Origin of the sequence: Caulobacter sp. 17J80-11 (assembly GCF_014349105.1) — a bacterium.
Taxonomy (GTDB): domain Bacteria; phylum Pseudomonadota; class Alphaproteobacteria; order Caulobacterales; family Caulobacteraceae; genus 17J80-11.
The window spans coordinates 205,713-228,652 of record NZ_JACSJI010000001.1; the positions used below are offsets into that span (position 1 = coordinate 205,713).

General features: G+C 70.4%; 21 protein-coding genes. 15 read left to right on the forward strand and 6 right to left on the reverse strand.

Going from position 1 to position 22,940, the window contains the following annotated elements:
* The first annotated feature begins 49 nt into the window (after positions 1-49).
* From H8B08_RS01100 to H8B08_RS01110, 3 genes are read left to right on the forward strand one after another with little or no spacing between them, the layout of a single operon-like run.
* A complete protein-coding gene (locus tag H8B08_RS01100) occupies positions 50-823 on the forward strand; it encodes a class I SAM-dependent methyltransferase (RefSeq protein WP_187448376.1) in 774 nt (257 codons plus the stop codon).
* Between the two features lie 59 nt (positions 824-882).
* Positions 883-1,395, forward strand: coding sequence for a histidine phosphatase family protein (locus tag H8B08_RS01105; protein ID WP_187448377.1), 513 nt, complete (start codon positions 883-885; stop codon positions 1,393-1,395).
* Positions 1,392-2,453, forward strand: coding sequence for a quinone-dependent dihydroorotate dehydrogenase (locus H8B08_RS01110; protein ID WP_187448378.1), 1,062 nt, complete (start codon positions 1,392-1,394; stop codon positions 2,451-2,453). The genes H8B08_RS01105 and H8B08_RS01110 overlap by 4 nt, the downstream gene beginning before the upstream one ends.
* An 11-nt stretch (positions 2,454-2,464) precedes the next feature.
* On the opposite strand, the gene H8B08_RS01115 is transcribed toward H8B08_RS01110, so the two are convergent.
* Positions 2,465-3,556 carry an alpha/beta hydrolase gene (locus H8B08_RS01115; protein ID WP_187448379.1) on the reverse strand — a complete coding sequence of 364 codons (1,092 nt, stop codon included), beginning with the start codon at positions 3,554-3,556 and terminating at the stop codon, positions 2,465-2,467.
* A 73-nt stretch (positions 3,557-3,629) separates the two neighbouring features.
* Positions 3,630-5,099, reverse strand: coding sequence for a M20 family peptidase (locus tag H8B08_RS01120; RefSeq protein WP_187448380.1), 1,470 nt, complete (start codon positions 5,097-5,099; stop codon positions 3,630-3,632).
* An 83-nt stretch (positions 5,100-5,182) separates the two neighbouring features.
* Between H8B08_RS01120 and H8B08_RS01125 the strand changes: the two genes are divergently transcribed.
* Both H8B08_RS01125 and H8B08_RS01130 read left to right on the forward strand, forming a co-directional pair.
* Entirely contained in the window at positions 5,183-6,283 is a 1,101-nt protein-coding gene (locus H8B08_RS01125; RefSeq protein ID WP_255500607.1) for a serine hydrolase, read from the forward strand.
* 213 nt (positions 6,284-6,496) lie between these two features.
* Complete coding sequence (locus H8B08_RS01130) at positions 6,497-6,700, forward strand: cold-shock protein (protein ID WP_163259825.1); 204 nt, start codon at positions 6,497-6,499, stop codon at positions 6,698-6,700.
* A 37-nt stretch (positions 6,701-6,737) separates the two neighbouring features.
* Here H8B08_RS01130 and H8B08_RS01135 read toward each other — a convergent pair whose 3' ends face one another.
* A complete protein-coding gene (locus tag H8B08_RS01135) occupies positions 6,738-7,664 on the reverse strand; it encodes a DMT family transporter (protein ID WP_187448382.1) in 927 nt (308 codons plus the stop codon).
* Positions 7,665-7,702: 38 nt separating this feature from the next.
* Positions 7,703-8,566, reverse strand: coding sequence for a tRNA glutamyl-Q(34) synthetase GluQRS (gene gluQRS, locus H8B08_RS01140; protein WP_187448383.1), 864 nt, complete (start codon positions 8,564-8,566; stop codon positions 7,703-7,705).
* Positions 8,567-8,589: 23 nt separating this feature from the next.
* On the opposite strand from gluQRS, the gene H8B08_RS01145 reads away from it, so the two are divergent.
* Together H8B08_RS01145 and H8B08_RS01150 are read left to right on the forward strand one after the other, a co-directional pair.
* Entirely contained in the window at positions 8,590-9,264 is a 675-nt protein-coding gene (locus H8B08_RS01145; protein WP_187448384.1) for a DNA-3-methyladenine glycosylase, read from the forward strand.
* Between the two features lie 145 nt (positions 9,265-9,409).
* The gene (locus H8B08_RS01150) at positions 9,410-9,970 is read left to right on the forward strand and encodes an HNH endonuclease (protein WP_187448385.1); all 561 of its coding nucleotides are present in this window, start codon (positions 9,410-9,412) and stop codon (positions 9,968-9,970) included.
* Positions 9,971-10,211: 241 nt separating this feature from the next.
* Here the strand turns inward: H8B08_RS01150 and H8B08_RS01155 are convergent, their stop codons facing one another.
* A complete protein-coding gene (locus tag H8B08_RS01155; RefSeq protein WP_187448386.1) occupies positions 10,212-10,661 on the reverse strand; it encodes a hypothetical protein in 450 nt (149 codons plus the stop codon).
* 277 nt (positions 10,662-10,938) lie between these two features.
* Positions 10,939-11,103 (reverse strand): hypothetical protein, encoded by a 165-nt coding sequence (locus H8B08_RS01160; RefSeq protein WP_187448387.1) that lies wholly within the window; start codon positions 11,101-11,103, stop codon positions 10,939-10,941.
* 254 nt (positions 11,104-11,357) lie between these two features.
* On the opposite strand from H8B08_RS01160, the gene H8B08_RS01165 reads away from it, so the two are divergent.
* The 8 genes from H8B08_RS01165 to H8B08_RS01200 are packed head-to-tail and all read left to right on the forward strand — an operon-like array spanning position 11,358 to position 22,937.
* Positions 11,358-12,389, forward strand: a complete 1,032-nt coding sequence (locus H8B08_RS01165; protein WP_187448388.1) for an HlyD family secretion protein — start codon at positions 11,358-11,360, stop codon at positions 12,387-12,389.
* The gene (gene rbbA / locus H8B08_RS01170; RefSeq protein ID WP_187448389.1) at positions 12,386-15,154 is read left to right on the forward strand and encodes a ribosome-associated ATPase/putative transporter RbbA; all 2,769 of its coding nucleotides are present in this window, start codon (positions 12,386-12,388) and stop codon (positions 15,152-15,154) included. Before H8B08_RS01165 ends, rbbA begins: the two co-directional genes overlap by 4 nt.
* A 3-nt stretch (positions 15,155-15,157) precedes the next feature.
* Positions 15,158-16,285, forward strand: coding sequence for an ABC transporter permease (locus tag H8B08_RS01175; protein ID WP_187448390.1), 1,128 nt, complete (start codon positions 15,158-15,160; stop codon positions 16,283-16,285).
* 12 nt (positions 16,286-16,297) lie between these two features.
* On the forward strand, positions 16,298-17,821 hold the full coding sequence (locus tag H8B08_RS01180) for an efflux transporter outer membrane subunit (RefSeq protein ID WP_187448391.1): 1,524 nt from the start codon (positions 16,298-16,300) through the stop codon (positions 17,819-17,821).
* A 1-nt stretch (position 17,822) separates the two neighbouring features.
* Complete coding sequence (locus H8B08_RS01185; RefSeq protein ID WP_187448392.1) at positions 17,823-19,976, forward strand: DUF3141 domain-containing protein; 2,154 nt, start codon at positions 17,823-17,825, stop codon at positions 19,974-19,976.
* Entirely contained in the window at positions 19,969-20,934 is a 966-nt protein-coding gene (locus tag H8B08_RS01190; RefSeq protein ID WP_187448393.1) for a phosphate acetyltransferase, read from the forward strand. The genes H8B08_RS01185 and H8B08_RS01190 overlap by 8 nt, the downstream gene beginning before the upstream one ends.
* A 9-nt stretch (positions 20,935-20,943) precedes the next feature.
* The gene (gene fabI, locus H8B08_RS01195; RefSeq protein ID WP_187448394.1) at positions 20,944-21,723 is read left to right on the forward strand and encodes an enoyl-ACP reductase FabI; all 780 of its coding nucleotides are present in this window, start codon (positions 20,944-20,946) and stop codon (positions 21,721-21,723) included.
* A gap of 35 nt (positions 21,724-21,758) precedes the next feature.
* Positions 21,759-22,937: an acetate/propionate family kinase gene (locus H8B08_RS01200; RefSeq protein ID WP_187448395.1), complete on the forward strand. Its 1,179-nt coding sequence runs from the start codon at positions 21,759-21,761 to the stop codon at positions 22,935-22,937.
* The last annotated feature ends 3 nt before the right edge of the window (positions 22,938-22,940 follow it).

Consider the following 22,940-nt stretch of genomic DNA (forward strand, 5'->3'; position numbering starts at 1 on the left):
CCGGAGCCCGGCCTGCCTTATATGTGCAAGAGAGCGCGAGGGATAAGTCATGCGTCGCGACGTGCTGGACCTGCGCGAATTCTACGCCCAGCCCCTGGGCGCGGTCGTGCGTGACGCGATCGGGCGCAAGCTCGCCGAGGCGTGGGGCCCGGCCTCGGGCCTCGACGTGCTGGGCCTGGGCTACGCCACGCCCTTCCTCGACCGCTTTCCCGCCGCGCGCCGCACCGTCGCCGCCATGCCGGCCGCGCAAGGGGTGGAGAGCTGGCCCGCCCAGGGCCGCAATCGCGCCGCCCTGGTGGACGAGGCCGCCTTGCCGTTCGCCAACGCCCTGTTCGACCGCGTTCTGATCGTGCACGGCCTGGAGGAGACCGACGAGCCCGCCGCCCTGCTGGGCGAGGTCGGCCGGGTGATGGCCCCCTCGGGCCGGATGATCGTGGCCGCCGCGGCGCGCGGCGGGCTGTGGTCGCGGGCCGAACGCACCCCCTTCGGAGCCGGCCGTCCCTTCACCCGCCGCCAGCTTGAGGAGCTGGTGCGCGAGGCCGACCTGGAGCCGGTGGCCTGGAACCAGGCGCTGTACGTTCCCCCGTTCCGCCTTTTCACCGGTTGGGCCGAGGGCTTCGAGCAGGTCGGCTCCAAGGTCTGGCCGGGCGTGGCCGGGGTGATCCTGCTGGAGGCGGTGAAGCGCACCTTCGCGGTGAAGCCCAAGCGCGCCCGCGCCCGCCTGGTCGCGCCGATCCCCGGCGTCCTGGCGCCCGCGCCCACCCCCGTGCCGGCCGGCATGACGCGGCGCAAGCGCCTGGATCGCAGGTCCGATCAGGCCTAGGGCGGCGAGCTGCTTCGAAGGTTTCCATTCGCGGCGGGAAGGCTCTAGTTTCCGGCCGCATGGACCGCCTTATTCTGTTTCGACACGCCAAGGCCGAGCGCACGGCGCCCAGCGGCGACGACCACGACCGCTCGCTCACCGAGCGCGGGCGTGAGGACGCCCGCCTGATGGGCCAGGTGCTGGCCGACGCGGGCGTGAAGCCCGACCTCGCCCTGGTTTCCGACGCCCAGCGCACCCGGCAGACCTGGACCGAAGCCGCCCGCGCCTTCGACGGCGTGGCGCTGCGCCTGGAGAGCCGCCTCTACAACGCCGGCACGCAGGCCCTGCGCGCCGCCGTCGAGGAGGTCGAGGATCAGGCCGCCACCGTCGTGCTGGTCGGCCACAACCCCGGCATCCATTCCCTGGCGGTCGAACTGCTGGTCGAAGGCGGCGCCGCGCCGTCGACGATCGAGAAGCTGCGCTCGAAATTCCCGACCGCCACGGCCGCGGTGTTCACGGTCGACGCCGCCGGACGGGCCGCTTACGACGGCCTCTACCTGGCCAAGGACCACGGCGGGGGAGGCGAGGAATGAGCGCCGACCTGCACGGACTGGCCACCGGCCTGCTGCGCCGCTTCGACCCGGAAGAAGCCCACAAGCTGGCGATCACCGGCCTGAAGCTCGGCCTCGGCCCCCGCCAGGACGGTCCGGACGATCCGTCCCTGGCGGTCGAGCTCGCCGGCCTGCGTCTGCCCAACTGCGTCGGCCTGGCGGCCGGCTTCGACAAGAACGCCGAGGTTGCGGACGCCATGCTGGCGGCGGGCTTCGGCTTCGTCGAGTGCGGCACGGTCACGCCGCTGGCCCAGGCCGGCAACCCGAAGCCGCGCCTGTTCCGCCTGACCGAGGACCGGGCGGTGATCAACCGCATGGGCTTCAACAACGAGGGTCTGGAGCCCTTCGCCCACCGGCTGGCGCGGCGCGAGCGCGTGCGCGGCGTGGTCGGGGCCAATATCGGCGCCAACAAGGATTCCGAAGACCGCATCGGCGACTACGTCACCGGCCTGAGCCGGCTGTGGGGCCTGTCGGACTACTTCACCGCAAACATCTCCTCGCCGAACACGCCGGGCCTGCGCTCGCTGCAGACCCGCGCCGCCCTGGACGAGCTCCTGGGCCGTCTGGCCGAGGCGCGGACCGCCCTGGCGGCGGACGGGACGGACTATCCGCTGTTCCTGAAGGTCGCGCCGGATCTGGTGGACGCAGAGGTCGGCGACATCGTCGAGGCCTGCGTCGCGCACGGTCTGGACGGGATCATCGTCTCCAACACCACGATCGCCCGGCCCGAGACCCTGCGTTCCGCCCAGAAGGGCGAGGTCGGCGGCCTGTCCGGCGCGCCCCTGTTCGAGGCCTCCACCCGCATCCTGCGGCTGTTCCATCAGGCCCACGGCGGCCGGCTGGCCCTGATCGGCGCGGGCGGCATCGCGTCGGGCGCGGACGCCTACGCCAAGCTGCGCGCCGGCGCCTCGGCCGTGCAGCTGTATTCGGCCCTGGTCTACGAAGGCCCGGGCCTGGTGCAGGCGATCAAGCGCGACCTGACCCTGCGCCTGCGGGCGGACGGCTTCACCACCCTGCCCGAGGCGGTCGGGGCGGCCTGACCGCTTTCCTGTCAGATCACCAGGCTCATGGAGTCCTGGTGATCGGGCAGGGCGGCGGCGCGCACCAGGCGGCCCTCCAGGCCTTCGCGCAGGAAGCCCGCGATTTCGGTGCAGGCCACCTCGGCGCACGGCACCAGGCCGGCGAACTCCGGGAAGGCGTGAGGCAGGCCGTCGTAGCAGCGGTAGATCACCGGCACGCCCTTGGATTTCAGCTTGCGGGCGTAGGATTCGCCCTGGTCGGCCAGCGGATCGAAGCCGGCGGTGACGATCAGGGCCGGGGCGAAGCCGGCGACGTCGGCGCGCAGGGGCGACAGGCGCGGGTCGTTCGGGTCGGCGTCGGCGCTCAGATACCAGCCCAGCACCCACTTCAACGCCTGCGCCGACAGCGGCCAGGCGTCGGCGTAGGTCTGCATCGACTGACTTTCGTCGGCGATGTCGACCAGCGGGCAGATCAGCAGCTGCAGGACCGGCTGGGGCTGCCGCTCGGCCTTCAGCGCCGCGCAGATGCCGGCGGCGAAGCCGGCGCCGATCGACTGGCCGCCGACCGCGGCCAAGCCTGGCGGGCCGCCCAGCCGCTCGGCGTTCTCCAGCGCCCACGCGTAGGCCGCGAAGGCGTCGTCGAAGCCGGCCGGGAAGCGGTGCTCCGGGGCCAGGCGGTAGGCGGGCGCCAGCACCAGGCACTGGCCGCACTCGGCCAGCCGCGCGCACAGGGCGTGGCTGGTGTCGAGGTCGCCGACCACGCCGGCGCCGTCGTGGAAGAACACCAGCACCGGCGCGGCCGGATCCAGCGTCGAGGGGCGGTAGAGCCGCGCCGTCAGGGTCGAGGCCGGACCGTCGATCATCACCGTCTCGACCCGGACCGTGGTCGGCGCGCGCGGGGCGGCGGTCTCGACCATTTCGGCCCAGGTGGTCCGCGCTTCCTCCGGCGTCACCGAGGCGATGCCGCGCGGCTTGCGCCAGGCCTTCCACAGGAACTGGAAACGGGGATCCAGCGTGCGGCCGCCGCGCCAGATCACCCCGCCCCCCGACAGGGCGCGCAACACCGGCGGCGGCAGGGACAGGACGGACTTGAGATACAGGCGCTGAATCGCCGGGTCGGCCATGGGCTACTCCGCGCGCCGTCCCCCAGGCACGGCGCAAATGGAGGACACCCTATTCGTTTCCTGGCGGCAAGCGTCAGCCAGCCGTCGTGGCGATGACACGGGTGTAGAACTCCGCGGCCCGATCCAGGTTCTCGACCGACACGCGTTCGTTAGTGCCGTGGAAGCGGGAGAGTTCGTCGAACGGCACCAGGAAGGGCGCGAAGCGGTAGACCCGCTCGGCCACGGGCCCGAACCAGCGGGAGTCGGTGGCCCCGATGACGATGCCGGGCACGGTCGGCGCGCCGGTCGCCTCGGTGGCCAGGGCCGCCAGGGTGGACCAGGTCGCGTCCGAGGAGGACGACACCGGCGAGGCCTCGACCGGGGCGGCTTCCCAGCTCAGTTCGACCGGCAGGCCGCGCACCGCCCGGCGCGCGCGGGCCATGACGTCCGCGGCCCTGTCGCGCGGGTGCAGGCGGTAGTTGATCAGGGCGCTGGCGCGCTGGGGCAGCACGTTCTCCTTCGGCGCGCCCTCCAGCATGGTCGGCGCGAGGGTGGTGTGCAGCATGGCCGCCAGTTGCGGCGTCTCGCCCATCTTCCCGGCCAGCAGCGGCCCGAACAGCCAGTCGTTCGCCACCAGCATCCGCATCGGCCAGCCGCCGCCCGCGGCCATGCCGCGCACGGTCTGCGCGCCCGGGCCTTCGAACTGGAGCGGGAAGGGATCGCCGGCGATCCTGTCGACCGCGCGGGCCAAGGTGACGACCGCGGTCTCCTTCGGCGGCGCGGACGAGTGGCCGCCCTCGGCCGTCGCCGTCACCCGCAGGGTGGCGTAGCCCTTCTCGGCCGTGGACATGACCGCCACCGGCTTCCCGGTCAGCGCGTTCGTGGTCACCGCCACGCCGCCCTCGTCCAGCACGAACTCGGGACGGATCTTGCGGTCGGCGAACCATTTGGCGGCGGTGGCGGCGCCCGAGCCCAGCGCCTCCTCGTCATGGCCGAACACGAAGTAGACCGTGCGCCGGGGCCTGAAGCCGCGCCCGGCCAGGGCGTCGGCCGCCTCCATCAGCGCCACCAGCGAGCCCTTGTCGTCGAAGGCGCCGCGGCCCCAGACGTAGCCCTCGGCGATCGCGCCGCCGAACGGCGGGCGCACCCAGTCCTTCTCGGTCCCGGGCGTCACCGGCACCACGTCCTGATGGGCCATCAGCACGATCGGCGGCAGCTTCGGGTCCGAGCCCGGCCAGGCGTAGATCAGGGTGCGGCCGTCGACCAGCTCGCGGGTCATGGCGGCGTGGGCGGCGGGATAGGTCGCCTGCATCCAGGCGTGCAGCTTGTCCCACTCTTCCCAACGGTTGGCGGCGGCGTCCTGGTTGGACACGGTCTGGAAGCGGATGGCTTCGCCGAGATGGGCCGCCGCGCGCGCGGCGTCGACCGGGGTGGCGGCGGCCAAAGCGGCGGGCTTTGCGGCGCCCGCCTCGGGTTTCCAGGTCACGGTGCGCACGGCCACCACGGCGGCCAGCGTCAGCAGGCTCGCGCCCGCGATGAGCGCGACGTTGCGAACGACCTTCATGACCGTGATTTAACCCCGACTTTGCTGGTGAACGCCCCCCGTCGAGCTTAAGCTCGGCGCTAGCAATGACCAGAGGGCTTCGCATGGACCGTCGCGCCTTTGTCGCCGCAGCGCTCGGCGCCGGCTTTCTGCCCGCCGCGGCCCGCGCCCAGGAGGCGGACGCCGCCGCGGACGAGCTGATCGCGCCGATCCTGGCCGAGACCGGCGCGCCGGCCCTGGCCGGGGCGGTGGTCACCCGCGACGGCTTCGCCTGGCTGGGCGCTGGGGGCGTGCGCCGGGCCGGCGGCACCGACAAGGTGACGGTCGAGGACCAGTGGCACCTGGGCTCCAACACCAAGGCCATGACCGCGGCGCTGTATGCGCGGCTGGCCGAGCAAGGCCGCGCCAAGTGGGGCGCGGGCGTCGCCGAGCTGTTTCCCAAGCTGAAGACCGATCCCGCCTGGAGCGGGGCGACCATCCAGCAGTTCATGGCCCACCGCGCCGGCCTCAGCGACAAGGGGCTGATCGACACCGCCTGGCTGATCGCCGCCCAGACCGACCCCCGCCCGCTGCCGGACCAGCGTCGCGCCTTCGTGGCCAAGGCGCTGGGCGCCAAGCCGGGGCTCGCGTCGGGAACCTACGAATACGCCAACGCCGACTACGTCCTGGCCGGGGCGGCGATCGAGCGGGTCTCCGGCCTCGACTGGGAGAGCGCGATCCGCACCGAGCTGTTCTCGCCGCTCGGAATCGAAGGGGCCGGCTTCGGCGCGCCTGACGGCGACCAGCCGTGGGGCCATCTGAACGGCGTGGCCGTCGATCCCATGCAGCTGGGCGCCGACAATCCCGCGGCCATGGGCCCGGCCGGCACGGTGCACATGTCGCTGGAGGACTACGCCAGGTTCCTGCGGGTGTTCCTGACCGACGGCGGCGAGCTTCTGCAACCGTCGTCGGTGGCGACCCTGACCACGCCCTGGGGCGGCCAGCCCAACGCCTATGCGCTCGGCTGGGGCACGCTGGAGCGCCGCCAGTGGGCGAACGGGCCGGTGCTGACCCACAGCGGCTCGAACAACCGCTGGATGGCCGTGGCCATGGTCGCGCCGGCGCGCGGCCTGGCCTTCGTGACCGTCTCCAACGATCGCGCGAAGGGCGAGAAGGCGACCCAGGCATTGCTGCTGAAGTTGATCGACCGGTTCGCCCGGGCCTGAGGTCCAGCGTGGTTGCCGGGCCATAAACCTCTAATTCTGTTGACCGATGGCCGGTCGGCGGGCAGAGATTTAGGGCGATCCGAGATCTAGGCTGCCCACGACGTTGGTGCACGGGCGAAAGCTCGTCTCCTGAACTGACTGCTTCCGGAACGGATTGTGACTGGGTCGGGCTCGCCTGACCCTCCTGGAAACGGCTCGTTTAGGAGAGCTTCGATGGCTAACGGCACGGTGAAGTGGTTCAACGCCACCAAGGGTTACGGCTTCATTCAGCCGGAAGACGGCGGCGCGGACGTGTTCGTGCACGTCACGGCGGTCCAGCGCGCGGGCCTGCAGGGCCTCGATGAAGGCCAGCGTCTGGCCTACGAGCTGCAGAACGAGCGCGGCAAGACCGCTGCGGTCAACCTGCAGCCGCTCTGATTTTTCCGGATCAGAACGAACCCGCGGGCGCGGAGGCTCAGGCTTCCGCGCCCGTTTTCGTTTGGGCGAGGGCCTGAGCGCTGGCCTGAGCGCTCGACCGCGCGCTGGACCATTGGGCCAGCACCACGCCCGACAGGGCCAACAGGCCGCCCAGCGCCTGCATCGGCACGATCCGCTCGGCGAAGATGATCCAGCCCAGGATCGCCGCCACCACCGGCTGGACGAACACCACCACCGAGGCCGTCGCGGCCGGCAGGCGGCCCAGCGCCCAGGCGATCGCGCCCTGGCCGGTGACGTGCACCACGGCCAGGCCCGCGCACGCCGCCCAGCCGGCGAGGCCCAGCGGGGTCACCTGCTCGCCCATCACGAGGCTGACCGCCAGCAGCACCGGCGTGCCGGCCAGGGTCGACCAGAACATCACCCGCGAGGCCGAGGCGCTCATCCGCGCGGCGCGCACCACCAGGAAGTAGGCCCCGTACCAGGCCGCGGTCACGACCGAGAGCAGGTTGCCGAGCGTCGGGTTGGTCCCGTGGCCGCCCGCGCCCTTGGCGGCGGCCATCATCCAGGCGCCGGCCAGGGCCAGGCCGAGCGCGACCACGAACAGCCGCGCCGGCTTCTCCTTGAACATCAGCCAGGCGGCGACGGTGACCACCACCGGCATCAGGTTGGTCAGGACCGTGGCGTTGGTCACCGAGGTCAGGACCACGCCGTAGTGCCAGCAGGCTAGGTCGCCGGCGAACAGCACGCCGGCCAGAAGGCACAGCTTCCATGGCGTGGCGCCGCCCTCCGGCTCGCGCTTCGAGAAGGTCATGACCGCCAGCAGCGGCACGGCCAGGAACAGCCGCCAGAAGCCCGCGGCGGCGGGGCCGGTCTCGGTCAGGCGGACCAGGATCGGGGCGAAACCGATGGCGGCGGCGCCGAGGACGAGGGCGAGGACGGCGGCGCCGCGTTCAGACTTGACCATGGCGGCCCTTGTGAGCCGAAACGCAGGCGAGTGAAAGCTCAGTCGAAGCCGAGTTCGGCGCGCAGTTCGCGCGGCGAGACGCCGCGGGCCCGCAGCTCCCGCAGGGACTCGGCCCGGTCGCGCTTGGCGAAGCGCCGCCCCTGCGCGTCGGTCAGCAGCGGGTGGTGGCGGTAGCGCGGCGTGGGCAGGTCCAGCAGGGCCTGCAGGAGGCGCTGGATGTGGGTCGCCTCGAACAGGTCCTGGCCGCGCACCACGTGGCTGACCCCCTGCAGGGCGTCGTCGAACACCGCGGCGAGGTGATAGGCGACGCCGACGTCCTTGCGGGCCAGCACCACGTCTCCGGCGGTCTCGGGGCGGGCCTGGATCACTCCGGTCTCGCCCAGCGGGCCCTCGCCGGCCTCCGTGAAGGTCAGGGCCTCCCAGCCGCCGACCGTCTCTTGCGCGCGGTCCAGCGACAGCCGCCAGGCGTAGGGACGTCCTTCGGCCAGCAGGGCGGCCTCGTCGGCCGGGGACAGCGGCTGGCCGCGGTAGATCGCGCCTTCCGGGCCCTCGCCGGGACCGTGCGGAGCGCGGGCGATCTCGTCCAGGATCTCGCGCCGGGTCTTGAAGCAGCGATAGACCAGGCCGCGCGCGATCAGCTGATCCAGCGCCCCGCGATACTCGTCGAAATGGGCCGACTGCCGCCGGACCGGCTCCTCCCACTCCAGCCCCAGCCAGGCCAGGTCGTCGTAGACGCCCTGCTCGTACTCCGGTCGGCAGCGGGTCAGGTCGATGTCCTCGACCCGCAGCAGGAAGCGCCCGCCCTCCGCGCGCGCGGCCGCCTGCGCCGACAGGGCGGAAAAGGCGTGGCCCCTGTGCAGAAACCCGGTGGGGGAGGGCGCGAAACGGGTGACGAAGCTCATGGCCTCTGATTACACCCGGTTTCATGATCGTCGTCCCCTCCGCCGAGGACCTTTTCGCCGCCCGCGCCGCCCTGGTCGAACTGGACCCGGCCCTGGCCCACGCGCACGCGGTGACGCCGGCCTTCGAGTGGCGCACGCGCGAGGGCGGCTTCGCGGGCCTGCTGCGGATGCTGGTCGAGCAGCAGGTCTCCACGGCCTCGGCCGCCGCCATCTGGCGGCGGGTGGAGGCGGGCCTCGGCGAGATCGCCCCCGCGCCAGTGCTGGCGCGCCAGATCGAGGACCTGCGCGCGCTCGGCCTGTCCCTGCCCAAGGCCCGCTACGCCCACGCCATCGCCGAGGCCTGCGCGACGGGCGCGCTCGACTTCGCGGCCTTGCGCGACCTGCCCGACGCCGAGGCGATCGCGCGCCTGACCGCGGTGAAGGGGATCGGCCGCTGGACCGCGGAGATCTACCTTATGTTCTGCGAGGGCCGCGCCGACATCTTTCCGGGCGGGGACATCGCCCTGCAGGAGGCCATGCGCTGGGCGGACGCGGCCGAGCGACGCCCGTCCGAGCGCGAGGCCGCCGCCCGCGCCGAACTCTGGCGCCCGCATCGTTCGGTGGCCGCGCACCTGCTGTGGCGGTGGTACGGCGGCGTCAAACGCGGCGAACTCCCTCGGGAAGACTCGGCCGGCCAAGTCGTGTCGCCCCTGTCATAGGACCGTCGTCCAGAATCGCGTATACGGGGAACTGTCGGGTGACTTCGAAGTCCACCCGGGCGTTCTAGCGAGGAAGGAGGCGTGTCTTCAGTCCGGTCGCATTGAACTCACCCAGGCGGCGTCCATCGCCGCGGAGGGCCCACCGATGCAGGTTCTGAGGAACCCGCCGTCGGGCTGGCCGGCCCTCGTGCTGAACGCCGATTATCGGCCGCTGTCCTATTACCCCCTGTCGCTATGGCCCTGGCAGGAGGTGGTGAAGGCGGTCTTCCAGGATCGCGTCGACGTCGTCTCCACCTACGACAAGGTGGTCCGCTCGCCCTCGACCGAATTCCTGTTGCCCAGCGTGGTCTCGCTGAAAGCCTACGTCGACCAGGACCGGTCGCCGGCCTTCACCCGCTTCAACCTGTTCCTGCGCGACTCCTTCGCCTGCCAGTACTGCGGCTCGGGCGCGGAACTGACCTTCGACCACGTCATGCCGCGCTCGCGCGGCGGGCGCACGACCTGGGAAAACATCGTCGCCGCCTGCGCCCCCTGCAATCTGCGCAAGGGCGGGCGCACGCCGCGCGAAGCCGACATGCACCCCGCCTCGCGGCCCCACCGGCCCAGCATGTACGAACTGCAGGACCTCGGCCGGCGCTTCCCGCCGCACTACCTGCACGAAAGCTGGCTGGACTACCTCTATTGGGACATCGAGCTGGAGGCGTAGTTCTCGACAGACGGCCATCCTGGACACGTTCAGACGGGCCGCGATCTGGGTGGGCCGATGCCTTGGGCGTGCAGGTCGGCGATGGCGATCGGGTCGACGGCCTTCCGGCGACCTTTGTAGACGCCCCGCGCCTTCGCCAACATCACGGAGTCGGTGGCGTCCAGCAGCCGCTCGGCCGTGATCTCATTGACGACCGCCGGTGCAGGCGCGCCATAGGCACCCGCCGCAACACCCGCGGAAATCAGCCAGACTGCGAAAACGCTCCGAGCTCTTCGCGCGCAGCCTCGGCGAACTCCTTCAGCGGGTCGACGCCCCTTTCGCTTTTCATCAGGGCCTGCAAATCGGGGATCGACTTGTTCGGCGAGAAGTAGGCGCCGATGATCGTTTCCATGACCTTCTCTGCGGAATCGATCGTTCGCGGCGTGCACCGGATGCGCATTCTGCTGATCATTCCGTAGAGGCCGACCATGTCCTGGATTTTCGGCTGGTCGCTTTGGGTGGCGTCGCCATAAGCCCCTGAAGCGGCGACTATGAAGTCTCTGAAGAGGTCCTCGAGGCCCGCGAGGTCATGGGCGAGGCGTGCAGCCCGGGCCTGCGATCGCAGATTCATCCAGCTCGTGAAGCCCGACGTCAGGCCGCCGATGATCGATCCGCCCAGCGCGGCCAGCGCGGAAACGTACGCCACATCCATGACTTACCACCGTTGGTAGACAGCCTCCGCCACTTACGAGATCAGGATCATGCCACGCATGCTCCCTAATTGAGAGAGCGTGCTGGCCAGCGGAAACGGCTAGAGCGCCGGTCGTCGCGACGGCGGCGACTACCTGTACGGGGACAGCAAGCTGCAGCCGTAGGTTCGGCGCGCGTCCGTCCCGAGACGGGCGCGCACCTTTTGGATGAAATGCACACAGGGCGCTTTTGCGGATTTCACCCGACTTAAGGGTCGGGGTGTCCGCCCCGGAAGCGCTTCAGTCCCGGACCGAATAGTCCACGCTCATGTCGCAGGCGCGCAGCACGGTGGCGATCCGGGCGGCCTTTTCGACCGCCTTGGCCTTGTCGTCGCAGAGAGTGACCGGGCGACCGTTCACGTTGATCCGCCAGCCCGTCGGGGCCCTGACGACGTCGACCCGCACCGTCCTACTCCGCGACAAACGCTTACGAACCTTATGGAAACGCTCGGGCGTGGCTTTGGTTCAGAAAAAGCAGCGCTCTTAGGTGTTTTCGCTGAGGTCGAATTCAGGAACGCGCAGGTAGAAACGCAAGTTCTTTCGAGCCCGGTTCTTCGGTTTGAGGAATGCGTCGGGAGCTTGCGCGGCCACTAGCTTCACCAGGATTTTGATGAGGCGTCGCGGGAGGTCTCGACGGCCGGCGTTCGGAAGGCGTCGACATGTCCAAGAAGACGATCCTCATCCTTGTGGCCGCCGTCGCCGTGGTGGGCGCGGTCGTCGCCTGGCTGGTCCTGCGCAAGCCCGGCCTGCCGGAGGGTTTGTCCGGCGGCAACGGCCGGCTGGAGGCGAAGCAGGTCTTCATCGCCACCAAGTACCCCGGACGGATCAAGGAGGTGCTGGTCAACGAGGGCGACACGGTCGAGCCCGGCCAGGTGGTCGCGCGCATGGACACCGAGGCGCTGGAGGCGCAACTGCGCGAAGCCGAGGCCCAGATCGTCGAGGCGCAGGAGGGCCGCAACGTCGCGCTGGCCAACATCGACGTGAAGTCGGCCGACTACAACTACGCCGCCAAGCAGTACGCCCGCTCGCGCGACCTGGTCCCGCGCGGCGCGGTCAGCGAACAGGAAGCCGAGATCGACAACGCCCACATGCTGGCCAGCAAGGCCGAGCTGACCGGGGCGAAGACTCAGGCGACGCAAGCGGGGGCCTCGATCGAGGCGGCCAGGGCGACCGCCGACCGGCTGCGGGCCGAGATCAAGGACGCCGTGCTGATCGCGCCGATCCACGGACGGATCGACAGCCGCCTGGCCGAGCCCGGCGAAGTGCTGGGGCAGGGCGGGCGCGTGCTGTCCCTGGTCGATCTCACCGACGTCTACATGTACGTCTTCCTGCCTGAGCGGGTCACCGGCAAGGTCGCGGTGGGGGCGGAGTCGCGCATCGTGCTCGACGCCGCGCCGCAGTACCCGATCCCGGCCTACGTCTCCTTCGTCTCGCCCTCGGCCCAGTTCACCCCCAAGACGGTGGAGACGCAGGAGGAGCGGCACGCCCTCACCTTCCGGGTGAAGCTGCAGATCCCGCGCGAGCGGCTGAAGAACTACGAGCCGCTGATCAAGGCCGGCATCCCAGGCATGGGCTACGTGCGCTACGACCCCCAGGTCCAGTGGCCCGCGAACCTGCAGCCCAACCCCAATCCGCCGAAGAACCTCGTCGGCGTCCAAGGAACGAGCGGTCAGGGGAAGGGTGAGAAGTGACGGACGCTGGCGACGACCCGTGGGTCGCACGCATCCGCGGCGTCTCCCACCGATACGGCAAGGCGATCGCGCTGGACGGGGTCACCCTCGACGTCCCGGCGCGCAAGATGATCGGCATGATCGGCCCGGACGGGGTCGGCAAGTCGACCCTGCTCGGCATCCTGGCCGGCGTGCGCCGCATGCAGGAGGGCGAGGTCGAGGTCCTCGGCGGAAACATCGACGACGCCAAGTTCCGCAATAGCGTCGCCTCGCGCATCGCCTACCTGCCGCAGGGGCTGGGCAAGAACCTCTATCCGACCCTGTCGATCACCGAGAACGCCGACTTCTTCGGCCGGCTGTTCGGCCAGTCGGCCGAGGAGCGGGCCTGGCGGATCGACGACCTGTTCCGCTCGACCGACCTGACCCAGTTCCGCAATCGCCCGGCCGGCAAGCTGTCGGGCGGCATGAAGCAGAAGCTGGGGCTGTGCTGCTCGCTGATCCACGACCCGGACCTGCTGATCCTCGACGAGCCGACCACCGGGGTCGATCCGCTGGCGCGGCGGCAGTTCTGGGACCTGATCGACCGCATCCGCGAGCGCCGCCCGGAAATGAGCGTGCTGGTCGCCACCGCCTACATGGACGAGGCCGAGCGCTTCGACTGGCTGGTGGCGATGAACGCCGGCAAGGTGCTCGACACCGGCACGCCGCAGGAACTGCGCGAGAAGAACGGCGTGGACACCCTGGAGAAGGCCTTCATCCGCATGCTGCCGGAGGAGGCGCGCGCGGGCCATCGCGAGCCGGTGATCACCCCCTACGTGCCCTCCGAAGGGCCGCCGGCCATCGAGTCGCACGGCCTGACCCAGAAGTTCGGCGCCTTCACCGCCGTCGACCACGTGAACTTCCGCATAGAGCGCGGCGAGATCTTCGGATTCCTCGGCTCGAACGGCTGCGGCAAGACCACGACCATGAAGATGCTGACCGGCCTGCTGCCGCCGACCGAGGGCGAGGCCCTGCTGTTCGGCGAGCCGGTGAAGGGCGGCGACGTCGAGGCGCGCCGGCGGGTCGGCTTCATGTCCCAGGCCTTCTCGCTCTACACCGAGCTGACCGTGCGCCAGAACCTGATGCTGCACGCCCGGCTGTTCGACCTGCCCGAGGACAAGGGCAAGGCCCGGGTCGAGGAACTGATCAAGGACTTCGGCCTGGAGGCGGAGGCCGACACCCTGGCCGAGGCCTTGCCGCTGGGCATCCGCCAGCGCCTGTCGCTGGCGGTGGCGGTGCTGCACGAGCCGGAAGTGCTGATCCTCGACGAGCCGACGTCCGGCGTCGATCCGGTGGCTCGCGACGGCTTCTGGGAGCTGCTGATCCGCCTGTCGCGCGAGAAAGGCGTGACCATCTTCCTGTCCACCCACTTCATGAACGAGGCCGAGCGCTGCGACCGCATGTCGATGATGCACGCGGGCAAGGTGCTGGCGCAGGGCCCGCCGGCCGAGCTGGTCAAGGAGCGCGGGGCCAAGACCCTGGAGGAGGCCTTCATCGGCTATCTGGAGGAGGCCGCCGCCGCCCAGGCGCCGCGGGCGGGCACCACCTCCGACGAGCCGGTCGTTCCGCCGCCGCCGCCCGAGGCGGTCGCGGCGGAGTCCGCCGCGCACGCGGCGCCCAGCCGCTTCAGCCTCGGCCGCATCTGGGCCTTCGCCCGGCGCGAGACGATCGAACTGCGGCACGACCGGGTGCGGCTGTTGTTCGCCCTGCTCGGGCCGCTCCTGCTGATGATCGTGTTCGGCTACGGCATCACGCTGGACGTCGACAACCTGACCTATGCGGTCCTGGACTACGACCAGACCACGGCCAGCCGGGACTACGCCGACGGCTTCCGCGGCTCTAAATACTACGACGAGCGGCCGCCGATCACGAGCTACGCGGAGCTCGACCGACGTCTGCGCAACGGCGAGCTGCGGTTCGCCATCGAAATCCCGCCCCGGTTCGAGGACGACCTGGTGCGCGGCCGCCAGCCGACGATCGGGGCGTATATCGACGGCGCCAACCCGTTCCGTGCGGAAACGGCCCGCGACTACGTCAACGCGACCCATCAGCGGTACCTGACGGTGCTGCGCGACGAGAAGGGCCTGCCGCCGGCCGCGCAGCCGGTGATCATCGACAACCGGGCGCTCTACAATCAGGCGTTCCTCAGCCTCTACGCCCTGGTCCCGGGCGACATCATGCTGCTGCTGATCCTGATCCCGAGCATGCTGACCGCCCTGGCCGTGGTGCGCGAGAAGGAGCTCGGCTCGATCGCCAACTTCTACGCGGCGCCGGCCAGCAAGGCGGAGTTCCTGATCGGCAAGCAGTTGCCCTATCTCGCCGTGGCGCTGATCCAGTTCGCCTCCTTGTTATTGCTCGCAGTCTTCCTGTTCCAGGTGCCGATCAAGGGCAGCTTCCTCACCCTCCTGCTCGGGGGCGTGCTGTTCGTGATGGCCAGCACCGGCTTCGGCCAGCTGATCTCGGTGTTCTCCGCGACCCAGTCGGCGGCCATCTTCGCCGCGGCGATCATCACCATTCTCCCGGCCGTTCAGTTCTCCGGCATGTTCGTGCCGGTCTCCTCCCTGAGCGGCGCCGCGGCGATCGGTGGGCGGATTTTCCCCAGCACCTACTTCCAGGCGATCAGCGTGGGGACCTTCACCAAGGCGCTCGGCATTGACGCGCTGTGGCCGCAACTCGTGTCCCTGGCGGTGATCATCCTGGTCTACTTCACCCTCTCGGTGCTGCTGCTGAAAAAGCAGGAGGCGTGAGCGGTGAAGAACCTCAGGCACATCTTCTACTTGGGCCTGAAGGAGATGGTCAGCCTCGCGCGCGACCCGGTGATGCTGTTTCTGATCGTGTACGCTTTCACCTTCGCCGTCATCACGCCGTCGAAGAGCTCGGTGATGGACGTGCGCAACGCCTCGGTGGCGGTGGTCGACGAGGACCAGTCGGAAGCGTCGCGCGCGGTGATCGAGGCCCTGCGGCCGCCGGAGTTCCGCCCCGCGAAGGAGATCCCGTTCAGCGACATCAACCGCGTCCTCGATCGAGGCAAGTACACCTTCGTCGTCGACATCCCCCCGGACTTCCAGGCCGACCTGGCGAGGGACGCCGAGCCGACCGTTCAGATCGTCACCGACGCCACGGCCATGAGCCAGGCCGGCCGCGGCGGGGGCTACATCGCCGAGATCGTCAAGAACACGGTGGAGCCGTTCTGGAGAGGCCAAGGAGAGCCGGAGGCTAAACCCCTGGTGGGGCTCGAGACCCGACCGCGCTTCAACCCGAACCTGGAGCAGGGCTGGTTCGTCGCCATCAACCAGGTGATCAACAACATCACCGTCCTGGCGATCTTCCTGACCGGGGCGGCGGTGCTGCGCGAACGCGAGCACGGCAACATCGAGCACTTGCTGGTGATGCCACTGCGCCCCTTCGAGCTGATGTTCGCCAAGGTCTGGGCCAACGGCCTGGTCGTGGTCGCCGCGGCGATGGCGTCGCTGTTCCTGGTGGTGCAGGGCGTGCTCCGAGTGCCGATCGCGGGCTCGATCCCGCTCTTCCTGCTCGGGCTCTGCATCTACCTGTTCTCGGTCACCGCGCTGGGGATCATGCTGGCCACCCTGGTCGGCTCCATGCCCCAATTCGGCCTGCTGGCCTTTCCCGTGTTCATCGTCATGAACCTGCTCTCGGGGGGGCAGACCCCGCTCGAGAGCATGCCGCTGGTGCTGCAGAAGGCCATGCAGTTCGTGCCCTCGACCCACTTCGTCAGCTTTTCGCAGGCGGTGCTCTTCCGGAATGCGGACATCACCATGGTGTGGCCGGACATGCTGAAGATGTTCGCGATCGGGTCCGTCTACACCGTCGTCACCCTCTCCCGGTTCCGGAAGATGCTCGCGGCGGTTCAGTGAAAGGGTAGGGCTATGAAGGCGCGATCCCCTGGCGTGCGCACGACGACCCGGCTGGCCGCGTCCGCGGCGGCCCTGCTCGTGACGGTGTCGTCGACCGGCTGCCGCACGGTGGGCCCCGACTACAAGCGGCCCGAGGCGACCTATCCTGCCGAGTTCCGCGGGCAGACCGGTACGACCGCCGCCGGTTCGATCGCCGAGCAACCCTGGCAAAGCGTGTTCACCGACCCGGCCCTGCAGGCGCTGATCACCGACGCGCTGGCCAACAACCACGATCTCGAGATCGCCGCGGCGCGGGTGCAGCAGGCGCAGGCCCTGGTCGGGATCGTCGAGTCGCAGGGCGGCCCCCAGCTCGACTACCAGACCTTCCTCGGCACCCAGCAGACCCTGACGCCGGAGCCCAACGACATCGGCACCGCCCGGTTCGCTGCGATCGGCGGGGCGCTGAACGCCTCCTGGGAGATCGACCTTTGGGGGCGCATCCGCCGTCAGACCGAGGCGGCCGAAGCCAACCTCTACGCCCAGCAGTACGTCGCCCGCGGCGTTGTCCTGTCCCTGGTGAGCGAGGTCGCGTCCGGCTACTTCCGCCTGCTGACGCTCGACCGCGAGCTGGAGATCGCCCAGGAGAGCCAGAAGGTTTACGGCCGGACGCTGGACCTGTTCACCCTGCGCTTCGACGCCGGCAAGGACAGCAAGCTGCCGGTCGAACGCGCCTCGTCGGGCTACCAGGCGAGCCAGGCCGACGTCGAGGACCTGAAGCGCGCCATCGCCCAGCAGGAGAACGCGCTCAGCGTCCTGCTCGGCGTCCCGCCGCGCGCCATCGCCCGCGGCCGCCCGCTGGATCAGCAGATCGCCCCGCCGACGCCGGTGGGCGCGACCAGCGAGGTGCTGCAACGTCGGCCGGACATCCTGCGCGCCGAGCAGGAAATGATCCGGGCCAACGCCGAGATCGGCGTCGCCGTGGCCAACTACTTCCCGCGCGTCGGCCTCTCGGCCCTGCTCGGCGGCGACATCGTCCACTTCGAGGGCGACACCAACAGCTTCGGGCTCTGGAACCTGGCCCTGAACGCCGCCGGGCCGATCTTCACCAGCGGCCGGCTGGAGGAGGCGTACAATCTGCGTCGGGCGTTCTGGGACCAGTCGGTGGCGGAGTACCGCAAGACCGTCCTGACCGCCTTCCAGGAGACCTCCGACGCGCTGGCCGCGCAGGACACCCTGGGGCGTCAGCGCACGGCGCTGGAACGCCAGGTCGCGTCGCTGCGCGAGTCCATGGACCTCGCGCTTCTCCGCTACGATGGGGGTCGGGCCAGCTATTTCGAGGTGCTGGAGGCCGAGCAGCAGCTGTTCCCGGCCGAGGACGCCCTGGCCCGCACCAAGCGCGACCAGCTGCTGGCGGTGGTCAACCTCTACAAGGCGCTGGGCGGCGGCTGGCACACCGCTGCCCCGGCGGCCGGGATCAACACGGCGTCTCCGGCCGTTCCACCAGGGAGAAATCCGTCCAATCCACCGGCGAGAAATCCGTCCAACGGGGGTGAGTGACATGTCCGCCTGGCGCGCGTTCGGCCCCGTGCCGGACTACTGGGTCGACGCCTGGCAGCGCTCGATCCTGTTTCTCGACATCCTGAGGGAGCGGGGCAACCAGTACTGGGAGCACAACGCGGCGACCGCGCCCAACGTGCTGACTTTCGCGGCCGACGAACTGGTGCTCGACGGGCGCAACCTGCCCCGACCCGTCAACTACGGCCTGGTGCGCATCAAGCCTCCCGAGGGCGTGAAGACCGATCCGGCCAAGCCGCCCTACATCGTGGTCGACCCGCGCGCCGGCCACGGCCCCGGCATCGGCGGGATGAAGCAGGACAGCGAGATCGGCGTTGCCCTGGCCGCCGGGCACCCCTGCTACTTCGTCGGCTTCCTGCCCCAGCCCCTGCCCGGCCAGACCATCGAGGACGTGTGCGAGGCGGAGGCGGCGTTCATCGCCGAGGTCGCACGCCGTCACCCGCAGGCCGAGGGCAAGCCGGTGATCGTCGCCAACTGCCAGGCCGGCTGGCAGGTGATGATGGCCGCAGCACTCCATCCCGATCTGACCGGACCGATCCTCTTGGCCGGCTCGCCGCTGTCCTACTGGGCCGGCGAGCGCGGCAAGAACCCGCTGCGCTATCTGGGCGGCGTGCTGGGCGGGACCTGGATGACGGCGCTGGCGGGCGACCTGGGCGACGGCATCTTCGACGGCGCCGCCCTGGTGGCCAATTTCGAGAGCCTCGACCTGCCCAACACGTATTGGGAGAAGCCCTACAACGTCTATTCCAAGGTCGACACCGAGGGGCCGAGGTTCCTCGACTTCGAGACCTGGTGGGGCAGCCCGGTGCTGCTGAACGCCGAAGAGATGCAGTGGATCGCCGACAACCTGTTCGTCGGCAATAAGCTGTCCACCGGCGCGCTGCGCACCTCCGAGGGCGTCCGCATCGACCTGCGCAACATCCGCTCGCCGATCGTGGTGTTCTGCTCCTGGGGCGACAACATCACCCCGCCGCAGCAGGCGCTGGGCTGGATCACCGACATCTACGACCACGAGCGCGAGATCGCCGCCAACGGCCAGACCATCGTCTACTGCCTGCACCAGACCATCGGCCACCTCGGCATCTTCGTGTCCGGAAAGGTGGCGACCAAGGAGCACCGCGAGTTCACCTCGTGCATGGACATGATCGACCTGGCGCCGCCCGGGCTCTACGAGGCGGTGATCACCGAGGTCGAACCGGACACTGCAAACGCGGCCCTGATCGACGGTCGCTGGCTGTTCTCCCTTCAGCCGCGGACCGTGGCCGACGTGGCCGAGATCGTCGGCGAACGGCCCGACGACGATCTGCGCTTCGCGGCGGTGGCGCGGGTGTCGGAGACCAATCTCGCCCTCTATCGCGACTTCCTGGCCCCGACGGTGCAGGCGATGAGCACGCCGCTGTCGGCCGAGGTGCTGCGCTGGACGCACCCGAACCGGCTGCGCTTTGCGGCCTTTTCCGACGTGAACCCGCTGATGAAGCCGGTCGAAGGCCTGGCCAAGGCGGTGCGCCAGGGCCGCGAGCCGGCCGAGCCGGACAATCCGCTGGTAGCGATCGAGAAGGCGACCGCGGCCTGGATCAGCGCTTCTTTGCAGGCTTACGGCCTGGCGCGCGACGCCATGACCGAGGCCGCCTTCGTCGCCGCCTACGGCGCGCGCCTGACCCAGGCCGCGGCCGGCCTCGACCGCCAGGCGCCGCGCCGGCATATCGAGCGCGACCTGGTGCGCGAGGCGGACGAGGCGCGGCTGCGCTCCGACCTCGAGCAGAAGTTCGAGATCGGCGGCGCGTCCGAGGCGGCGGCCCGCGCCCTGATCTACGTCAACCGGCCCGACGGCAGTTTCGACGAGCGCGGCTCGGCCATGTTCAAGGTGCTGCGGGCGGCGCAGCCGGCCGACGAGCGGCTGCCCGCCGCGGAGCTCAAGGAACTTGTGAAAGAGCAGGACCTGCTGCTGCGCCTCGACGAGGAGCGGGCCATCCAGGCGATCCCGAAGCTGCTGCCGCCGGACGCCGGACGTCGGAAGCGCGTGCTGGACGAGGTGCACGGCCTGGTCGAAGCCCGCGGAAACCTGGCGGAGGAGGGACGGCGCCGGCTGCAGCGCGTGGACGCCCTGTTCGAGATGGGAGCGGCCGGCCATGCCTGACTCGACGGAGCCGCCGAACGGACGGCGGCACGACAAGTTCGAACGCCTCGTCGAGGTGGCCCACCGCCATCCGCCGGTCGCCACCGCCGTCGCCCATCCCTGCGACCAGGTCTCGCTGGAGAGCGCGATCGAGGCCGCGCGGATGAAGCTGATCGCGCCGATCCTGGTCGGGCCGCAGCCGCGCATTCGCGACGTGGCCGCCAAGGGCTCGCTGGACATCTCCGCCTTCGAGCTCGTCGACGCCGCCCACAGCCATGACGCGGCCGCCAAGGCGGTGGAGCTGGTCCGCGCCGGCCGGGCCGAGGCCCTGATGAAGGGCAGCCTGCACACCGACGAGCTGATGGGCGCGGTGGTCAAGCGCGAGACGGGCCTGCGCACCGAGCGTCGCATCAGCCACTGCTTCATCATGGACGTGCCCGGCCACGCCGACGCGCTGATCATCACCGACGCGGCGGTGAACGTCGCCCCGACCCTCGAGGAGAAGGTCGACATCGTTCAGAACGCGATCGACCTGGCCCACGCCATGGGCGTGGCCCAGCCTCTGGTGGCGATCCTGTCGGCTATGGAGACGGTCAATCCGAAGGTTCTCTCCACGGTCGAGGCCGCGGCGCTGTGCAAGATGGCCGAGCGCGGCCAGATCACCGGCGCCGTGCTGGACGGCCCGCTGGCGCTGGACAACGCCATCGATCCGGAGGCCGCGGCGATCAAGAAGATCGCCTCGCCGGTGGCCGGTCGCGCCAACGTCCTGGTGGTGCCGGACCTGGAGGCCGGCAACATGCTGGCCAAGAGCCTGTCCTTCCTGGCCGGAGCCGACGCCGCCGGTATCGTGCTGGGCGCGCGCGTGCCGGTGATCCTGACCAGCCGGGCCGACGCCCTGCTGACGAGGCTGGCGTCGTGTGCAGTGGCGGTGCTGGTGGCCGCCTACAAGCGCGCCAATCCCGGCAAAGCGGTCGGCTGAGGGCGGGTGGTGGCCGAACCCGCAAGTTCCGTCCTGACCGGGCATAAGGCGCTGATCGTCGGCGTCGCCAACGAGCACTCCATCGCCTGGGGCTGCGCCAAGGCCTTCCGCGCGGCGGGGGCGGAGCTGGCCGTGACCTGGCTGAACGACAAGGCGCGCGGCTATGTCGAGCCTCTGGCGCAGCAGGTCGGCGCTTCGATCACCGCGCCGCTGGACGTCTCCGTCCCCGGCCAGCTGGAGGCGGTGTTCGACCTGATCCGCACGCGCTGGGGCCGGCTGGACAGCCTGGTCCACTCCATCGCCTCCGCGCCGAAGGAGGACCTGCAGGGCGGCCTCCTGGACTGCTCGGCCGAGGGCTTCGCCAAGGCGATGGACGTCTCCTGCCACTCGTTCGTGCGGATGGCGAAGCTGGCCGCGCCGCTGATGACCGAGGGCGGGACGATGTTCGCCATGAGCTACTACGGCGCGACCCGGGTCGTGCCGAACTACAACGTGATGGGCCCGGTCAAGGCGGCGTTGGAGGCGGCCTGCCGCTACCTCGCCTACGAGCTGGGCGACGCCGGCATCCGGGTGCACGCGATCTCGCCCGGGCCGTTGAAGACCCGCGCGGCCTCGGGCCTGAAGGACTTCGAGCTGATGCTGAACGAGGCCGCCCAGAAGGCGCCGCTGGGCGAGCTGGTCGACGTCGACGACGTGGGCTCGGCCTGCGCCTTCCTGGCCACCGACTACGCCCGCCGGATCACCGGCGGGACCATCTACGTCGACGGGGGCGCCAACATCGTCGCCTGAGGCGACGGGCCCTGTCGCCTGCAGGAGCGACCACCATGGAAGGGCGCATCGCGGTCCTCAACGCGGGCTCCTCGAGCATCAAGTTCGCCCTCTACGAGGCTGGCGGGGGCGACCAGCTGTTCCGCGGGAAGGTCGAGGGCATCGGCGTGAACCCGCGCCTGAAGATCTCCGACGGCCACGGCGAGAGCGTCGCCGAGCGCAGCTGGCCGGCCGCGGGCTTCGACCACGAGGCGGCGACCCACGCGCTTCTTGAGACCGCCGTGGAGCTGAACCGGCGCGTGCCGGTGGCCGGTATCGGCCACCGGGTGGTGCACGGCGGCACGGCCTATGTCGAGCCGGTGCGGGTGGATGCGAAGGTGATGGTCGACCTGGCCGCGCTCAGCCCGCTGGCCCCGCTGCACCAGCCGCACAACCTGGCCGCCATCCAGGCGATCATGGACGCCGCCCCGCAGATCCCGCAGGTGGCCTGCTTCGACACCGCCTTCCATCGCCGCCAGCCGCATCTGGCTCAGCTCTACGCCCTGCCGCGCGAGATCACCGACGCGGGCGTGCGCCGCTACGGCTTCCACGGCCTGTCGTACGAGTATGTCACGCAGCGCCTGCCCGACGTCGCGCCCGAGCTGGCTAAGGGACGGGTGGTGATCGCCCACCTCGGCAACGGGGCCAGCCTGTGCGCCGTGAAAGAGGGCCGCAGCGTCGCCAACACCATGGGCTTCACCGCGGTCGAGGGCCTGATGATGGGCACCCGCAGCGGCTCGCTCGATCCGGGCGTGCTGATCTACCTGATGGACCAGTACGGCATGGACGCCCGCGCCATCGAGGAGCTGCTCTACAAGCGCTCGGGCCTGCTGGGCGTCTCCGGCGTGTCCTCAGACATGCGCGCGCTCCGGGCCTCCGACGATCCGGCGGCGGCCGAGGCGGTGGCTTTGTTCGTCTACCGGATCGTCCGCGAGATCGGGTCGACGGCCGCGGCGCTGGGCGGGGTCGACGGCCTGATCTTCACCGCCGGCATCGGCGAGAACGACGCGCAGGCGAGGGCCGAGATCGCCGCCGGCTGCGCCTGGCTGGGCCTGGAGCTGGACCAAGCCGCGAACGCGGCCGGAGCGGGACGGATCAGCGGCGCCGGCTCGAAGGTTTCCGCCTGGGTCGTACCTACCGACGAAGAGCGCATGGTCGCGCGTCACACGTCGGCGGTGCTGGGCCTGGAGACCTGAGCC

Bases quoted from the DNA above. Each gene is read 5' to 3' on its own strand.
- H8B08_RS01100 (WP_187448376.1), top strand. From the start codon at position 50: ATGCGTCGCGACGTGCTGGACCTGCGCGAATTCTACGCCCAGCCCCTG.
- H8B08_RS01105 (WP_187448377.1), top strand. From the start codon at position 883: ATGGACCGCCTTATTCTGTTTCGACACGCCAAGGCCGAGCGCACGGCG.
- H8B08_RS01110 (WP_187448378.1), top strand. From the start codon at position 1,392: ATGAGCGCCGACCTGCACGGACTGGCCACCGGCCTGCTGCGCCGCTTC.
- H8B08_RS01115 (WP_187448379.1), bottom strand. From the start codon at position 3,556: ATGGCCGACCCGGCGATTCAGCGCCTGTATCTCAAGTCCGTCCTGTCC.
- H8B08_RS01120 (WP_187448380.1), bottom strand. From the start codon at position 5,099: ATGAAGGTCGTTCGCAACGTCGCGCTCATCGCGGGCGCGAGCCTGCTG.
- H8B08_RS01125 (WP_255500607.1), top strand. From the start codon at position 5,183: ATGGACCGTCGCGCCTTTGTCGCCGCAGCGCTCGGCGCCGGCTTTCTG.
- H8B08_RS01130 (WP_163259825.1), top strand. From the start codon at position 6,497: ATGGCTAACGGCACGGTGAAGTGGTTCAACGCCACCAAGGGTTACGGC.
- H8B08_RS01135 (WP_187448382.1), bottom strand. From the start codon at position 7,664: ATGGTCAAGTCTGAACGCGGCGCCGCCGTCCTCGCCCTCGTCCTCGGC.
- gluQRS (WP_187448383.1), bottom strand. From the start codon at position 8,566: ATGAGCTTCGTCACCCGTTTCGCGCCCTCCCCCACCGGGTTTCTGCAC.
- H8B08_RS01145 (WP_187448384.1), top strand. From the start codon at position 8,590: ATGATCGTCGTCCCCTCCGCCGAGGACCTTTTCGCCGCCCGCGCCGCC.
- H8B08_RS01150 (WP_187448385.1), top strand. From the start codon at position 9,410: ATGCAGGTTCTGAGGAACCCGCCGTCGGGCTGGCCGGCCCTCGTGCTG.
- H8B08_RS01155 (WP_187448386.1), bottom strand. From the start codon at position 10,661: ATGGATGTGGCGTACGTTTCCGCGCTGGCCGCGCTGGGCGGATCGATC.
- H8B08_RS01165 (WP_187448388.1), top strand. From the start codon at position 11,358: ATGTCCAAGAAGACGATCCTCATCCTTGTGGCCGCCGTCGCCGTGGTG.
- H8B08_RS01180 (WP_187448391.1), top strand. From the start codon at position 16,298: ATGAAGGCGCGATCCCCTGGCGTGCGCACGACGACCCGGCTGGCCGCG.
- H8B08_RS01185 (WP_187448392.1), top strand. From the start codon at position 17,823: ATGTCCGCCTGGCGCGCGTTCGGCCCCGTGCCGGACTACTGGGTCGAC.
- H8B08_RS01190 (WP_187448393.1), top strand. From the start codon at position 19,969: ATGCCTGACTCGACGGAGCCGCCGAACGGACGGCGGCACGACAAGTTC.
- H8B08_RS01200 (WP_187448395.1), top strand. From the start codon at position 21,759: ATGGAAGGGCGCATCGCGGTCCTCAACGCGGGCTCCTCGAGCATCAAG.